Below are 15,575 nucleotides of genomic sequence, written 5' to 3'. Positions count from 1 at the left end.
GTTCCATTTCTGGAAAAAATGGACTAATTCATCCACACAACCTTTCTGGCAGCGGAGACAAGGAAATGGTCGGAGTCGGTCTTATCGGCACGGGGTTCATGGGCAAGTGCCATTCCATTGCCTGGAACGCGGTCGGCACCGTCTTTCCCGACGTGGCCAAGCCAAGGCTGGTCCATCTCGGCGAGGTCGATGACGACCTTGCCAAGCGCCGGGCAGCCGAGTTCGGCTTCGCCAAGGGCTCCGGCGACTGGCGCGCCGTCGTCGATGACCCGGACGTCGATATCGTCTCGCTGACCACGCCGAACCAGTTCCACCCGGAGATGGCCATCGCCATCCTCGAAGCCGGCAAGCATCTGTGGTGCGAAAAACCGATGGCGCCGAGTTTTTCCGAGGCGCAAGCCATGGCGGCCGCGGCCAAAAAGTCCGGCAAGGTGGCCGCGCTCGGCTACAACTACATCCAGAATCCGGTCATCCGCCATATCGGTGCGCTGCTCGACGAAAAGATCATCGGTGAAGTCAATCATCTGCGCATCGAGATGGACGAGGATTTCATGGCCGACCCGGAGGCGCTGTTCTTCTGGAAGCACGAGGCGGCGTCCGGTTACGGCGCCCTCGACGATTTCGCCGTGCATCCGCTGTCGCTGGTCTCGGTGCTGTTCGGCCGCGTCGCCCGCGTCATGTGCGACATGGCAAAACCCTATGCCGATCGCCGCGTCGCATCAGGCGGGCGTCGCGCGGTCGAGACCTACGACATCGCCAGCGTGCTGATGCATCTCGAAAACGGCATTGCCGGCACGCTGCTGGTCAACCGTTCGGCCTGGGGCCGCAAGGGCCGGATCGCCATTCAGATCTTCGGCTCGAAGGGCTCGATCCTGTACGACCAGGAGCAGATGAACGAGTTCCAGCTTTACCTGACAGCCGACCGCCCGACCGAGCAAGGCTATCGCACCATCCTGGTGGCGCCGCACCACAAGCCCTACGACGCCTTCCTGCCGGCGCCCGGCCACGGCCTCGGCTTCAACGACCTCAAGATCATCGAATGCCGCGAGCTTTTGATGCGGCTGGCCGGCAAGCCGGCGCGGATCATCGATTTTGACGAAGGCCTTGAGATCGAGCGCACGGTGCATGCCATGGCGCGCTCGTTCGAGGAACAGCGCTGGGTGGCGGTGCGGTAGAGGCTGCTTCCAGCCGGCCGCCGGCCGCGCTTTCGCGGCCAACGGCGTCAGCTGTCTCAAGCGGCGCCTGGACGGCTGGCGACCAGGGCGCGTCGCGCCGATCGGCGCTGCTCGACGGCGTCGGCAAGGCCGTACAGCACCGTCTCGGTGGTCGCCCAGTCGATGCAGCCATCGGTGATGCTCTTGCCATAGATGAGCGGCTTGCCGGGCGTGACTTCCTGCCGGCCGGCGACGAGATTGCTCTCGATCATGACGCCGATGATGCGCTCGTCGCCTGCCGCGACCTGGCCCGCCACGTCGGCGGCGACCTTCGGCTGGTTCTCGGGCTTCTTGTTGCTGTTGGCGTGGCTGACATCGATCATCAACCGTGGCGCGACACCGATCCGGGCGAGTTCCGCACTGGCGGCGGCGACGCTTGCCGCGTCATAATTGGGCTGAATGCCGCCGCGAAGGATGACGTGGCAGTCCTCATTGCCGGTGGTCGTCGCGATGGCGCTGCGCCCGCCCTTCGTCACCGCCATGAAATGATGCGGCTGGGCGGCGGACTTCACCGCCTCGGCGGCGATCCGCAAATTGCCGTCGGTGCCGTTCTTGAAGCCGACCGGGCAGGACAGGCCGGATGCGAGTTCGCGATGGATCTGGCTCTCCGTCGTGCGCGCGCCGATAGCGCCCCAGGCGACGAGGTCGGCAATGTATTGCGGGGTGGCCATGTCGAGGAATTCGGTCGCCGCCGGAAGGCCAAGATTGTTGACCGCGGAGAGCACGTTGCGGGCCATCCGCAGGCCTTTGTCGATGTTGAAGCTGCCGTCGAGGTCGGGATCGTTGATCAGGCCCTTCCAGCCGACGGTCGTGCGCGGTTTCTCGAAATACACGCGCATCACGATCTCCAGCCGGTCCGACAGGCTCTCGCGCAGCGCCACCAGCCGGCTGGCATAGTCGACGGCAGCGATCGGGTCGTGGATCGAACAGGGGCCGACGACGACGACCAGCCGATCGTCGGCGCCGGTCAGCACGGCATGGATAGCGTTGCGTGACGCAGCAACGGTGCGCGTCGCCGTCAGCGTGCGCGGTATCTCCCGCATCACGTCGTCCGGCGTACTCAGCTCTCGGATTTCCTTAACCCGAAGATCATCTGTGGTGGTCAACACGGCTTTCTGCTCCTGGTTGGGAGACCTGCCGGCTGAAACAAAAAAGCCGCCAGGTCTGGCGGCTGTTCGGATGTTGTTGCTGCAATCTTCAGATCGAGCGCAATCCTCCCGCCGCCAGCGAGCTGCCGTAGCTAAAGTACCAGAACGAGGCGGTCAGGTGGATCATGCCAGCCCTATAGCCGAAGCCAGGGTGCTTGTCACGTTCAGATGACGCTACTCAGATGACGCTATTCCGGCGAAGACCCTGCAATGGTTTGGTCGTAGTCGACCAGCGAGCCGGTCATGACGCCGGACTGCGAGCTGATCATATAGCTGATCAGCCGGGCAAGCTGCGCCGGCTTCACCAACTGGCCCATCGGCTGCGCTGCCTCGACCTTTTCCAGCCAGTCGTCCGGCGCGTCGTGCCATTTCTTCTGCACGATCGCCTCGCCCTCGGTATCCATCCAGCCGGGCAGCACGGCGTTGCAGCGGATGCGATTGCTGCGATAGGCATTGGCGACATTCTTGGTCAGCGTCGCCAGTGCGCCCTTGCTCGACGAGTAGGGCGCCAGGAACGACTGGCCGCAATGCGCCGACATCGAAAGCACGTTGACGATCGAGCCAAGCGCCTTGCGGTCGAGCAGATGCGCCACCACACCCTGCATCAGGAAGAAGGGGCCGCGCACATTGGTCTGGAAGATCTGGTCAAAAAGATCCTCGGAGGTCTCAACCAGTGAGCCGCGGGCCGAGGTGGCGGCGGCGTTGACCAGCGCATTGACGGTGCCGAAATGAGCGATCGCGGTTTCGACGACCCGCTTGCAATCGGCCACCACCGAGACGTCGGCGCTGATGAAAATGGCCTCGACGCCGTCTTTCGCAAGTGCGGCGACCGCCTTATCGCCCTTCTCCCTGGAACGGCCGACCAGCGCCAGGGCGCGGCAGCCCTCGTCGGCCAGCGCCTCGGCGACGGCGAAGCCGATGCCTTGCGCGCCGCCGGTGACGATGGCGCGTGTTTGTGAATTTCGACCGGCGGAACCGTTCATCGCCTTGCTCCTGTGCTTGATGGTCAGACTGTCTTGTCGAGGCGGACGGTCTTGCCTTCCGTCGCCGATTTCAGCGCCGCGTCCGCCAGCCGCAGCGCGACGAGCCCGTCCCCACCGCTCGGCGCCGCCTTGTTGCCCGACGTCGCCGCCGCGATGAAGGCGGCGATCTCGTTGGCATAGGCGTCGAGGTAGCGGGTCATGAAGAAGTCGTGCAGCGGCGGGCGCGTATAGCCCTTTTCATTGGCCAGCTCGATCGACACCGGCCGCTGGTTCTCGGCCGCAACCATGCCTTTCGAGCCATGCACCTCGATGCGCTGGTCGTAGCCATAGGTGGCGCGTCGCGAATTGGAGATGATGCACTGCTTGCCGGAGGCGGTTTCGAGGATGACGCTGACGCTGTCGAAGTCGCCGGCCTCGCCGATCTTTTTGTCGACCAGCACCGAGGCGTGGGCGCTGACCGCCACCGGCTCCTCGCCGAGCAGGAAGCGCGCCATGTCGAAATCATGGATGGTCATGTCGCGGAAGATGCCGCCCGAGCGGCCGATGTAGTCGAGCGGCGGCGGGCCGGGATCGCGCGAGGTGATGGTCACCATCTCGACCGTGCCGATGGCGCCGTCGTCGATCGCCTTGCGCACGGCGGCGAAATGCGGATCGAAGCGGCGGTTGAAGCCGACCATCAAAGTGGCGCCGGCCTTGTCGACCACGGCCAGGCATTCTTCCACTCGGCCGGCGTCGAGGTCGATCGGCTTCTCACAGAAGATCGCCTTGCCGGCCTTGGCGAACCGCTCGATCAGATCGGCATGGGTGTCGGTCGGCGTGCAGATAATGAACGCATCGATATCCCCGGCTTTTTCGATGGCGTCGATGCTGCGCACTTCCGCGCCATAGGCCGACGCCAGATCGGTCGCCGCCTTCTCGAAGGCATCGGCAACTGCGACCAGCCTGGCCTGCGGATTGGAACCGACGGCGCGGGCGTGGACCTTGCCGATGCGGCCGGCACCGAGAAGAGCGAAGCGGAGAGGCATGGGAATTTCCTTTGAGGATTGTTCGAAAATGGAATTACGTCTTTCCTGCACCGTTCAGCGCGAGGTGCAGTAGATTTTCTTATCGCGGCAGATCGGCGACGGGTCGATGACCGCGCCGGCATCCGCCCTAGGCCGCAAGTTCGGCCTCCCCGGTCTTGGCGCCGGTGATGTATGAGACGATGTCGTTGCCGTCGGTGTCCTGCTTGCGCAGATTGGCGACGATGCGGCCGCGCCGGAAGACGACGATGCGGTCGACGAGGTCGAACACCTGGCGCATGTTGTGGCTGATCAGGATCAGCGGCTCGCCATTGGCTTTCAGCGTGCGGATGATGTTTTCGACCTGCATCGTCTCCTGCACACCAAGTGCTGCCGTCGGCTCGTCCATGATGATGAGCTTGGACGCAAAGGTAGCGGTTCTGGCGATCGCCACGCACTGACGCTGGCCGCCCGACATGTGTCGGATGGTGTTGGAAAGGTTGGGAATCTTGACCGCCGTGCGGATCAACGCTGCCTCGGTCGCCTTGCGCATGAACTTGCGATCGAGAATCGAGAAAGGCCCGAGATTGAAAAGCACCTTCTCGCGGCCGAGAAACAGGTTCGACGGCACGTCGAGATCGTCGGCAAGCGCCAGGTTCTGGAACACCGTTTCGATGCCCGCCTCGCGCGCCGCGATCGGGCCGGCGAAGTTCACTTCCTTGCCGTCGAACCAGACCTTGCCGCTGGTGCGCTGCTCGACGGCGGTGATCTGGCGCACGAAGGTCGATTTGCCGGCGCCGTTGTCACCCATGATGGCGACATGCTCGCCCTTGCGCAGTTCGAAATTCGCGCTTTCGAGCGCATGCACGCCGCCATAGTATTTGGTCAGGTTTTCGGTCTTCAGGACGATGTCTGACATGATCAAGCCCTCATTGCCCGCAGGCGCTGGCGCCACTGGTCGAGAACGACTGCGCCGATGATGATCACGCCCTTGACCATCTCCTGGTAGTAGGCGTCGAGGCGCAGGAAGGTGAAGCCGGAGATGATGACACCGAAGATCAGCGCACCGATCACCGTTCCGATGATCGAGCCGCGGCCGCCCGACAGCGAGACGCCGCCGATGACCGCCATGGCGATCGCGTCCAGTTCGTACATCACGCCCATGCCGGCCTGAGCGGTGAGGTTCTTGGAGCTCAGCACCACGGCGGCGAGCGAGGCGAGGATGCCGGCAATGACAAAGACGAGGATCTTGTGGTTCTGGACATTTATGCCGGACATGCGGGCGGCGTCCTCGTTGGAGCCGATGGCATAACAGTGCTTGCCGTACCTGGTGTATGACAGGATCAGCTGGAACAGAATCGCCAGCGATATGAAGATGATGACCGGCATTAGCCCCTTGCCGATGGCGGCGAAACTTTCGGTGGGAAACGAGATCGGCTGCCCCTTGGACCACCATTTGGCGATGCCGCGCGCCGTGACCATCATGCCGAGCGTGGCGATGAACGGCGGAATGCGCGTGTAGGCGATCAACGAGCCGTTGACCAGGCCCGCCAGCAGGCCGCAGCCGATCGCGACCAGCACCGGCACGATCACCGGCAGGTCGGTCCAGCCTTGCGCGAGGAACACCGCCTTGGGATTAGGGTTGCCGTTGACCGTCGCCACCTGGGCGAAACTCATGGCGATCATCGCCGTGGCGCCGACGATCGAACCAGAGGAAAGGTCGATGCCGCCGGAAATGATCACCTGCGTCACGCCAATGGCGATGATGCCGACGATCGACACCTGCAGGATGATGATCTGCAGGCGCGCCTCGTTGAAGATCGTATCGACATTGGGGCGGGTGTTGAACAGGAAGCTGTCGCCAAGAAAGACGCGGCCTATCAGCTCGAAGGCGCCGACCAGGATGATGAGCGCCAGGAAAACGTTGAATTCGGCAGGCCATGTCCGCTTTTTCGCATCATAGCTCAGTCCACCGACGCCATGGGTTGTCTGTGTCAACTTTTGCTTCCTCCATCAGCTGCAGTCGCCCTCCCGCCGCTTGTTTCGGCGATGAGGGAAAAGAGGGAGCGGCGCTGCTTTTTGTTCTTAAAGCGTCGGATTTCCAAAAACCGGTCCGATCCTCTGCCGCGCCGCTCCTATCGAGAACGCTCCTCTGCTCAATTCTTCTGCAGGAACTTGTCGATGTTTGCCGGCGTGACCAGCTGGAAGGGGATGTAGACCTTCTGCTCGACCGCCTCGCCCTTGGAAAGCTTGAGCGCCGCGTCCAGCGCCCCGGCGCCTTGGCCGGCCGCGTCCTGGAACACGGTGACGTCGAGATCGCCCGCCTGCATCGCGGCAAGCGCGTCCTGGGTGGCGTCCACACCGCCGACGACAACCGACTTCATGTCGATGTTGGCAGCCTTCATGGCCTGGATGGCGCCGATGGCGCTCTCGTCATTGTTGGCGATCACGCCATCGAACGGCGCGCCGGTCGACAGCCAGTTGGTCATCAGGTTCTGTGCTTCCTCGCGTTTCCAGTTCGACGTCTGCTTGTCGATGATCTTGATGAAGCTGCATTCGGGAGTGGCGATCACATCGTCGATGTCCTTGGTGCGCTGCACCGCGGCCTGGTTCGACAACTCGCCCATGATCACATAGACATTGGCTTCGGTCTTGCCGGCTTCCTTGAACAGGCGGCAGACTTCCTGGGTCTCGAGAGTGCCTGACTCAACCTCGTTCGAGGCAACGAAAGCCTGGTTGTCAGGCAGCTTGTCGACATTGACCGGCTCGCGGTTGACATAGACCAGCGGAACGTTGGCCGCAGCGGCGGCATCCGACATTGCCTGGGTGGCCGAGGTGTCGACTGGATTGACGACAATCGCGTCGACGCCCGAGGCGACGAAGTTCTTGATCTGGTCGAGTTGCTTGGCGACGTCGTTCTGCGCGTCCTCGACCTGCAGTTCGACGCCTTCCATGCCTTTGGCCTGCTCGATCATGCCGTTGCGCAGCACGGTGAGAAAATTGTCGTCGAACAGCGCCATCGACACGCCGATTTTGGCAGCGAGCGCGGACGAGCTCATCAGCGCCAGGAATGCGGCGCCCAACAGCAGCTTTTTCATTCTATTTCTCCTCCACAGAATTGGTGTCCGGCTGCACCGATCTACCCGGAATCCCCGATCTCCCAGGGAATCTCTCCCGATTGCTTCTCCGTTTCCGATGGCCATTTCCGCGTTGGCTGGAACGCCAAGCCCTCCGTTGAAACAGATGTTCCGGAACGAAAGAACCAAAATACCTAGTTGGTGAAATATTTATTCCATTCTACTGGTGGGCGTCAAGGAGATTCCGAAAGCGGCTGCCGGTTTTTTCGGACAACGCGGCTGGGGGCCGGCAAACCTTCTGCAAGAATCCATCAGGCTGATGGATCACATCACTGCCGACGCCCCGATCTAAACAGGATGTCTTGGCTGAGCCCAGATGTTCTGCCCGAGCCTAGATGTTTTCCGGCAGATAGATGTCGAAGGGCAGGAAGGTCTGGCCCGGCGCATTGGCGGCGCCTGCCTCGATGGCATGCACCATCAGCCCGACAAGCTCGCGGCATAGTGCTGCCAGCGGCGTCGAAATCACCATGGTCAGGATGTTGTCGGCGAGCGCCGCGCGCGATTCGGCGTTGATCTCGTTGCAGACGACCACCGGCATATTTGCCGGCCTGGCCGCCCGTAGCGCGGAAACCGCGCCTTCCATGCCGCCGCCAGCGACGTAGCAGCCGGCCAGATCCGGGTACCGCGCCAGAAGATCGATCATTGCATCATGGGTCACCTGGTTGGCTTCCAGGTTGACCAGCGTCTCCATCACCGTGAATTCCGGCGCATGCTCGCGGAAAAACGATCTGAAGCCGATCTCGCGCAGCTCATGGCCATGGAAGCGATGGCTGCCGACGAAAAGGGCGACCTTGCCGGGCTTCCTCGCCGCCCTGGCGATCATCCAGGCCGCGGTACGACCGACCTTGCGGTTGTCGAGGCCGACATAGCCCTCGCGGATGCCGGCTGCAAAGTCGGATAGCAGGGAGAAGACGGGTTGCCCCCTCGCCTTCAGGGTCTCGACGGCTGCCGTCAGCGTCGGATGGTCCGGACCGACAAGGGCGACTGCCCTGGATTTCGCCGCCAGCTTGCGCATCTGCGCGGCGATCTCGTCGGGGGCCAGCGAACTGGCGAAATCGATGGTTGCGACGCCGCGGAAGCGCTGCGATTGCGAAACAGCCAGTTCGATCTCCCGGGCGAAATCGCTGTAGAAAACATCATTGCCCCTCAGCAGCAGAAAGCCGAGCCGGTATTCCGGCAGTTCCTGGCGCATCCGCTGCTTGATCAGCCCGGCGGCGTGGTAGCCGATGCTGGTGGCGGCCTCATAGACGCGGCGCGCGGTTTCCTCGCGCACCGGCAGGCGATTGTTCAGCACCCGATCGACGGTGGCGACACTGACCCCCGAAATACGCGCCAGATCGGTGATGGTCGGCCGTTTTGCCATACGCTTCCTGCCTGATTGCCTGGCATAGGCTATACATCATTCTGATGGGAAATGATAGAAACTATCTTCATGATGTTGAGCCTATCACGGCTTGGCGTTATTTTAGGGCATAAGCACCTGTGGCAGAGGCATCCATTCCGACGGATGCCGACGGAGGCAGCCTCAATGGAAGCGACACTATCCGCAATGCCGTCCCGGCGAGATTACAGCCTGCTCGGCCGCGACGCGAAGCGCGCCGTCGAGACCGGGCTGGCGGCGGCCGAATGGTATCATACCGACGTGCCCCGCAAGCAGATGAAGGAGCTGATGCAGCGCTCCGATGGGCCGGCGATCCGCGACACCATCATCTGGCTCTCCGCCCTGGTCCTGAGCGGCGCCGGCGGCGCCTGGTTCTGGGGCACATGGTGGTGCGTGCCGTTCTTCTTCGTCTATGGCGTGCTCTACGGCTCTTCCACTGATTCACGCTGGCACGAATGCGGCCACGGCACCGCCTTCAGGACGCAGTGGATGAATGATGCGGTCTATCAGATCGCCTGCTTCATGATCATGCGCAACCCGGTGACCTGGCGCTGGAGCCATACGCGGCATCACACTGACACGATCATCGTCGGCCGCGATCCGGAGATCGCGGTGATGCGCCCGCCGGACCTGTTGCGCGTCGTGCTCAATTTCTTCGGCATTGTCGATGCCTGGCATGCCATGACCGACATGGTGCGCAATGCGGCCGGTATCATCAGCCCGGCGGAAAAGACCTTCATTCCCGAGCAGGAGCAGCCAAAGGCGATCCGCATTGCCCGCATCTGGACTGCGATCTATGCCGCGACAATCGCGCTGGCGCTTTATAGCGGCTCGTTCCTGCCCTTGATGCTGGTCGGTCTGCCCAGGCTTTACGGCGCCTGGCATCATGTCATGACCGGCCTGCTGCAGCATGGCGGCCTCGCCGAAAACGTCATCGATCACCGCCTCAACAGCCGCACGGTCCACATGAACCTGATCAGCCGCTTCATCTACTGGAACATGAACTACCATGTCGAGCACCACATGTTCCCGATGGTGCCCTATCACGCGCTGCCGAGGCTGCATGAGCTGATCAAGCACGACCTGCCGGCGCCGACGCCATCGATCCTGGCCGGCTATCGCGAGATGGTGCCTGCCTTCCTGCGCCAGCTGCGCAATGAAGACTATTTTCTCAAGCGCGAACTGCCGCCGACCGCCAAGCCTTATCGCGAGGAATTCCACAACGATAACGATGCTGTCGCGGCAGCAGCCGAATGATATGCGCGCCTGTGCCGGGGCATGTTGACCAAGCAAAATTCTGCCGGGAGGACCAATGAGCGACTGGGTCGAGGCCTGTGGTGCCGATGACATCGACGAAGAGGACGTGATGCGGTTCGACCATGATGGCCGCACCTTCGCCATCTATCGCAGTCCCGACGACGAATATTTCGCGACGGACGGCCTTTGCACCCATGAGAAGGTGCATCTGGCCGACGGGTTGGTGATGGACGACATCATCGAATGCCCGAAGCACAATGGCCGCTTCAACTACAAGACTGGCGCAGCCAGGGGCGCGCCGGTCTGCGTCAATCTCAGGACCTATCCGGTCAAACTCGACGCCGGCAAAATCCTCATTCAGATCGGGTGACGGTGATGGCGAAAGGAATGCTCATCATCGGCGCCGGCGAATGCGGCGGGCGGGCTGCCCTGGCGCTGCGCGATCGCGGCTATGATGGCCCGGTGACGCTGGTCGGCGACGAGCCGCATCTGCCCTATGAGCGGCCGCCGCTGTCGAAGGACGCTATGGCAGGCGATGCGCCCGTGATCAAGGCGATCGCCAGCGATGAGATCCTGGCCGAGAGATCGATAAGGCACATCCATTCGGCTCAGGCGGTGGCGATCGACCGCGCTGCGCATGGCGTGCGCCTGTCGGACGGCTCGGCGCTGCTATACGACAAGCTGCTGCTGGCGATCGGTTCTGTGCCACGCAGACTGCCAATGCCGGGCCTCGGGCCGCGTTGTGTCTATCTTCGGACCTTCAACGACGCGCTGGCCATTCGCGCCCATCTCAGCCCCGGCAACCGCATCGCCATCGTTGGCGGCGGCTTTATCGGTCTTGAGCTCGCCGCCGCGGCACGCAGACTGGGCGCCGTTGTCACCGTCATCGAGGCGCAGCCGCGCATCCTGATGCGCGGCGTGCCGGCCGAGATCGCTCAAGTCGTCCATGAAGCGCATGAAGCCGAAGGGGTCAAAATCCTGTGCGGCGACACCATAGCGGCGATTGCCGATGACGGCGCCGAGGTGCGCATCGCGCTTGCCGGCGGGCAGGACATCGTCGCCGACCTGGCGGTAATCGGCATCGGCGCTGTGCCGGTGACCGGACTTGCCGCGGAAGCGGGCCTGACGATCGACAACGGCATAGCCGTCGATGCAGAGCTTCGCACCAGCGATCCGGACATCTTTGCCGCCGGCGATTGCTGCTCGTTTCCGCTTGCCGTCTATGGCGGCCGGCGCGTGCGGCTGGAGGCCTGGCGCAACGCGCAGGAGCAAGGCGCGCTTGCGGCCAGCAACATGCTTGGCGCCGGTGAGGCCCACGCGGCGGTGCCATGGTTCTGGTCGGATCAGTACGGCCTGACCTTGCAGATATCAGGGCTGTCGGACGAGGGCAGCAAGGTCGTGCGCCGCGACCTCGACGACGGCGCCTTCATCCTGTTTCATCTGGCGCAGGACGGCAGGCTGGTCGCAGCGAGCGGCATCGGTCCGGGCAATTCTGTCGCCCGCGACATCAGGCTGGCCGAGATGCTGATCGCAAAAAGGGCAAAGCCGGCGCCTGAGGCGCTCGGTTCGCAAACGATCAAGCTGAAGTCGCTGCTGGCGGCGTGAGCCTTGGCGTGCCGATTGTTGAAAGCCGGCAGCGCAACCGCCGAAGGGGCGACGTCGGTTTCAGCTCGAAGTCCAGATCTCAACACCCGCTAAAACAGTGCGTTCAGCTCCGGCAGTTTGTCGTTGACCAGCCAGCCATAGTAATTTTCCTCGGGCAGCTTCTCCGGTTCGCCCGCGGCGCGGCGTCTGTCGTTTTCGGCCTTCAGCGCATGGGCGCGCTGCTCAGGATTGCCGACATTGTAGAGGGTCGATGTGATGCCGGGATTGCCCGATATGTCGAAGCCGGCAATGCTCTGATAGGCATCGATCGATTTCCGGATCGTCGCCGCGACATAGTCCAAGGTCAGGTCCGGATCCATGATGGTCTTGTAGACCGCGTTCGGATCGCCGACGTCGAGCTTCGGCAGGCCGGACACCTGGTGCACGAGATCGCTCATCTGCAAGGCGGTCAGCGGATTGAGCTGGCCCAGGCCAAAAGTCTGGCCGGCATAATAGGGCTGGAAGAAAGTCGCGCCGAAGCGGTCGTCGGGGAAGCTCTCACCGCCGACAGTCTTGCCGCGAAAGGAAAGGTTCCACACCTGCTCGCGGCATTCCCAGAGCTCGTAACTATCCGATTTGCCGACGCATTCCTGGAATTGCGGCCGTTTCACGAAATCGGTGATGTCCTCGCCTTCGTAGGCGAAGGACAGCTTGCTCGACAGATAGGAGATCGCCTTGACGTAGTAGGTCTGCAGCCGGTCGTAGGCGTCGACATTGTAGGTGTGCTCGCCGACGATGGCGCCGACGATATGCATAGGATCGATGCCATAGGTCGCTGCTGCCTGCTCGATCTTGCCGCGAAGACCGGCGTCGTGCTGCAGCAGCGCATAGACCTTGCGGTATTTTGACTGGAAGGTGGTGTTGGTGGCCTGGGTGCGCCGGCTTGAGGCGCCCGGTATGTTGGGCTGCTCGACATGACTGTTGCCCGGCGGCACCATCGTCGCCGCTTCGGCGGCGAACATGGCTGTCGCCAGCGTCAGCCCGAGAGTGACGAGGATCGTTTTTTTCATGCGCCGCCGCCTGCAACAACGCATGACCCTCGGAACCGATTTTCGGGGGTCATGCGCAGAACCAACTGTACAGCGTCCTTTGCGCATCCAAAAAGCTGCGCGGCGCTGGTGTTGCCGGCAAACTAGGTAAAGCTGCAACGGGAGTCGAGAGCCTCGTCGCCCGGCAAGACAAAAGCTGGCCAGATGCTTCCATTTGGCCACACGTGCCGGCTCCGCCGGTCCGACTCTTGCGGATGGATCGCCTGCTACAGGATGAATCGCGACAGATCCGTGTTTCTCGACAGATCGCCGACATGCTTCTCCACATAGGCGGCGTCGACTGTCACCGACGTGCCGTGGCGGTCCGGCGCGTCATAGGAGATCTCGTCCAGCACCCGCTCCATCACCGTCTGCAGTCGCCTGGCGCCGATGTTCTCGACGCTGGCGTTGAGATCGACGGCGATGCCGGCCAGTGAATCGATGGCGTCGTCGGTGAAGACGAGATCGACGCCCTCGGTCTTCATCAGCGCGATGTACTGCTTGATCAGGCTGGCCTCGGTCTCGGTCAGGATGCGCACGAAATCGTCCTTCTCCAGCGCACGCAGCTCGACGCGGATCGGCAGACGGCCCTGCAATTCAGGCAGCAGGTCGGATGGCTTGGCAACGTGGAACGCGCCCGATGCGATGAACAGGATGTGATCCGTCTTCACCGGTCCGTATTTGGTCGCGACCGTGGTGCCTTCGACAAGCGGCAGCAGGTCGCGCTGCACGCCTTCGCGGGAAACACCGGCGCCCATGCCGCCTTCGCGCGAGGCGATCTTGTCGATCTCGTCGAGGAAGACGATGCCGTCGTTTTCGGTCGATTCGAGCGCCCTGCGCACCACCTCGTCCTGGTCGAGCAGCTTGTCGGACTCGTCGCCGACCAGCACCGCGTAGGATTCCTTCACTGTCGTCTTGCGGGCCTTAGTCTTCTGGCCGCCCATCGCTTTCGACAGCATGTCGTTGATGTTCAACACGCCGATATTGGCGCCCGGCATGCCGGGAATCTCGAAGCCGGGCATGCCGCCAGTGCCGGTATCGCTCACTTCGATCTCGATCTCCTTGTCGTCGAGCTCGCCGTCGCGCAGCTTTTTGCGGAAACTGTCGCGCGTCGCCGGGCTCGCCGTCTTGCCGACGAGCGCTTCCAGCACGCGTTCCTCGGCATTGATATGGGCGCGCGCCTTGACGTCCTCGCGCATCTTCTCGCGCACCAGGCCGATGGCGATCTCGACCAGGTCGCGGATGATCTGCTCGACGTCGCGGCCGACATAGCCGACCTCGGTGAACTTGGTCGCCTCGACCTTGACGAACGGCGCACCGGCAAGGCGCGCCAGGCGGCGCGATATCTCGGTCTTGCCGACGCCGGTCGGGCCGATCATCAGGATGTTCTTCGGCATCACCTCTTCACGCATCTGGCCTTCGAGCTGCTGGCGGCGCCAGCGGTTGCGCAAGGCGATAGCCACGGCGCGCTTGGCGTCCTTCTGGCCGATGATGAAGCGATCGAGTTCCGAAACGATTTCGCGGGGCGAGAATGTCGTCATATCGCTAAATTCCACTTTGCCACTGCCGGATGGACTCGAACGGATGCAGCAGCATGATCACGTTGAGTGTCAGATTGTCCCTGATGATGTAGCCGACACCGAATTCGAAGATGAGAGCGAGGGTCACGATCACCCATATAGGAAGCCTGCGCGCCATCACAAATCCCAGCACCATCGCCAGCGTGTCCGCCACCGAATTGATGATGCTGTCGCCGTAATAGTCGAGCGAGATCGTGCCGGCGCGGTAGCGTTCGATGATCAACGGACTGTTCTCGAGAAGCTCCCAGCCGCCCTCGATGACGACCGCAAATGCCAGCCTGAGCCCGATCGGCGAGCGCGGGAACAGAGCCCACGCCAGCGCGTAGAACAGGAAGCCGTGGATGAGGTGCGAGAATGTGTACCAGTCGGAAATATGCTGGGAATTCTCCGAGCTCTGCACGATGCCGTGCCACAGCTTGACATAGCCGCATTCGCAGATCGGCGTTCGGCCCATGCCGTAAAGGGCTCCAGCCTGGAATATAATCAGGCCGAGGACGAGCAGAAGTCCCATCCGCCAGCTGTCTTCATAGGCCGAGATGGTCTTGTCGGCGCCGCTTGTACTCATGCTGTTACTGCCCCTCTTCGGCGCCTTATTCGGCGTCACCCTATTCGATATTGCCCTCTTGGGCGTCGCCCTCTTCGGCGTCAATTGCCATCAGCACGGCGTCGCCATATTCCGATTGCCTGCGATCGATAGCTCTTAACCCGGCCTTTTGATAGGCACGGATCGCTCGTCCGTTGGATGGATCCGGGTCGATGATGACACGCGGTGCCCCTTCCTCGAACAGCTGTTTCACGAACTGCCGGACAATTGCCGAGCCGTGGCCGCGTCCGACAAGCTCGGGCCTGCCGATCGACAGATCGATGCCGAGCGTGCCGAAAGGCTGGTCGCTGTAGGGGTGGCCGTCCTCCAGATGCGGATCGTAGCTCTGCATGTAGCCGATCGGCTCGCCGTCGAGCTCGATGATCAGCGGCTCGACGGAAATGCTGTCGATGTGCTCACGGATCTGGGCGATCTCCGTCTCGGGATCGTCCCACCACTCGGCGACATACGGCTCGGCCAGCCATGCCGCGATCATCGGCAGGTCCGCCTCCGTCACCGGTCGAAAATCATATCTATTTTCTTGTTTGGCCATGATCTCATGCGAACCGAAGGTCAGCGAAGCAAAAACCGGTTTCCACTTTTCGGGATCATGGCCAGC

The 15,575-nt window shown here is 62.5% G+C and carries 15 protein-coding genes; 4 read left to right on the top strand and 11 right to left on the bottom strand.

What is annotated here, in order from left to right; translation table 11 throughout:
- Positions 1 to 65: 65 nt before the first annotated feature.
- Positions 66 to 1,175, top strand: coding sequence for a Gfo/Idh/MocA family protein (locus tag AC0L3D_RS03695; protein WP_023796936.1), 1,110 nt, complete (start codon positions 66 to 68; stop codon positions 1,173 to 1,175).
- Positions 1,176 to 1,231: 56 nt separating this feature from the next.
- On the opposite strand, the gene AC0L3D_RS03690 is transcribed toward AC0L3D_RS03695, so the two are convergent.
- The 7 genes from AC0L3D_RS03690 to AC0L3D_RS03660 all read right to left on the bottom strand — a co-directional run bounded on the left by AC0L3D_RS03690 (position 1,232) and on the right by AC0L3D_RS03660 (position 8,846).
- Positions 1,232 to 2,323 carry a 3-deoxy-7-phosphoheptulonate synthase gene (locus tag AC0L3D_RS03690; RefSeq protein ID WP_023796935.1) on the bottom strand — a complete coding sequence of 364 codons (1,092 nt, stop codon included), beginning with the start codon at positions 2,321 to 2,323 and terminating at the stop codon, positions 1,232 to 1,234.
- A gap of 227 nt (positions 2,324 to 2,550) precedes the next feature.
- On the bottom strand, positions 2,551 to 3,345 hold the full coding sequence (locus tag AC0L3D_RS03685) for an SDR family oxidoreductase (protein ID WP_473643171.1): 795 nt from the start codon (positions 3,343 to 3,345) through the stop codon (positions 2,551 to 2,553).
- 23 nt (positions 3,346 to 3,368) lie between these two features.
- Positions 3,369 to 4,370 carry an inositol 2-dehydrogenase gene (gene iolG, locus AC0L3D_RS03680; RefSeq protein WP_473643169.1) on the bottom strand — a complete coding sequence of 334 codons (1,002 nt, stop codon included), beginning with the start codon at positions 4,368 to 4,370 and terminating at the stop codon, positions 3,369 to 3,371.
- A 127-nt stretch (positions 4,371 to 4,497) separates the two neighbouring features.
- The gene (locus AC0L3D_RS03675; protein ID WP_023796933.1) at positions 4,498 to 5,265 is read right to left on the bottom strand and encodes an ATP-binding cassette domain-containing protein; all 768 of its coding nucleotides are present in this window, start codon (positions 5,263 to 5,265) and stop codon (positions 4,498 to 4,500) included.
- 2 nt (positions 5,266 to 5,267) lie between these two features.
- On the bottom strand, positions 5,268 to 6,344 hold the full coding sequence (locus AC0L3D_RS03670) for an ABC transporter permease (RefSeq protein ID WP_027152058.1): 1,077 nt from the start codon (positions 6,342 to 6,344) through the stop codon (positions 5,268 to 5,270).
- A gap of 158 nt (positions 6,345 to 6,502) precedes the next feature.
- The gene (locus tag AC0L3D_RS03665) at positions 6,503 to 7,444 is read right to left on the bottom strand and encodes a sugar ABC transporter substrate-binding protein (protein ID WP_236377989.1); all 942 of its coding nucleotides are present in this window, start codon (positions 7,442 to 7,444) and stop codon (positions 6,503 to 6,505) included.
- Positions 7,445 to 7,814: 370 nt separating this feature from the next.
- Positions 7,815 to 8,846, bottom strand: a complete 1,032-nt coding sequence (locus tag AC0L3D_RS03660; protein ID WP_023796930.1) for a LacI family DNA-binding transcriptional regulator — start codon at positions 8,844 to 8,846, stop codon at positions 7,815 to 7,817.
- Between the two features lie 165 nt (positions 8,847 to 9,011).
- Here AC0L3D_RS03660 and AC0L3D_RS03655 point away from each other — a divergent pair, with 165 nt between their 5' ends.
- Genes AC0L3D_RS03655 through AC0L3D_RS03645 form a run of 3 tightly spaced genes read left to right on the top strand, consistent with a single transcriptional unit; the run spans position 9,012 to position 11,726 of the window.
- Positions 9,012 to 10,121, top strand: coding sequence for a fatty acid desaturase family protein (locus AC0L3D_RS03655; protein ID WP_473643167.1), 1,110 nt, complete (start codon positions 9,012 to 9,014; stop codon positions 10,119 to 10,121).
- 55 nt (positions 10,122 to 10,176) lie between these two features.
- A complete protein-coding gene (locus tag AC0L3D_RS03650) occupies positions 10,177 to 10,491 on the top strand; it encodes a MocE family 2Fe-2S type ferredoxin (RefSeq protein WP_023796929.1) in 315 nt (104 codons plus the stop codon).
- A gap of 5 nt (positions 10,492 to 10,496) precedes the next feature.
- A complete protein-coding gene (locus AC0L3D_RS03645) occupies positions 10,497 to 11,726 on the top strand; it encodes an NAD(P)/FAD-dependent oxidoreductase (RefSeq protein WP_473643165.1) in 1,230 nt (409 codons plus the stop codon).
- 89 nt (positions 11,727 to 11,815) lie between these two features.
- Here the strand turns inward: AC0L3D_RS03645 and AC0L3D_RS03640 are convergent, their stop codons facing one another.
- The 4 genes from AC0L3D_RS03640 to AC0L3D_RS03625 all read right to left on the bottom strand — a co-directional run bounded on the left by AC0L3D_RS03640 (position 11,816) and on the right by AC0L3D_RS03625 (position 15,509).
- A complete protein-coding gene (locus AC0L3D_RS03640; RefSeq protein ID WP_128244596.1) occupies positions 11,816 to 12,775 on the bottom strand; it encodes a DUF1402 family protein in 960 nt (319 codons plus the stop codon).
- Positions 12,776 to 13,020: 245 nt separating this feature from the next.
- Positions 13,021 to 14,334 carry an ATP-dependent protease ATPase subunit HslU gene (gene hslU / locus AC0L3D_RS03635; protein ID WP_236393337.1) on the bottom strand — a complete coding sequence of 438 codons (1,314 nt, stop codon included), beginning with the start codon at positions 14,332 to 14,334 and terminating at the stop codon, positions 13,021 to 13,023.
- Between the two features lie 4 nt (positions 14,335 to 14,338).
- Entirely contained in the window at positions 14,339 to 14,938 is a 600-nt protein-coding gene (locus tag AC0L3D_RS03630; RefSeq protein ID WP_473643163.1) for a DUF2585 domain-containing protein, read from the bottom strand.
- 40 nt (positions 14,939 to 14,978) lie between these two features.
- Positions 14,979 to 15,509: a GNAT family N-acetyltransferase gene (locus AC0L3D_RS03625; protein ID WP_473643208.1), complete on the bottom strand. Its 531-nt coding sequence runs from the start codon at positions 15,507 to 15,509 to the stop codon at positions 14,979 to 14,981.
- Positions 15,510 to 15,575: the final 66 nt, after the last annotated feature.

Source organism: Mesorhizobium sp. WSM4837 (assembly GCF_055811435.1).
Note: the sequence above shows the minus strand (reverse complement) of the source record. Positions and strands in the feature narration are given on the sequence as shown.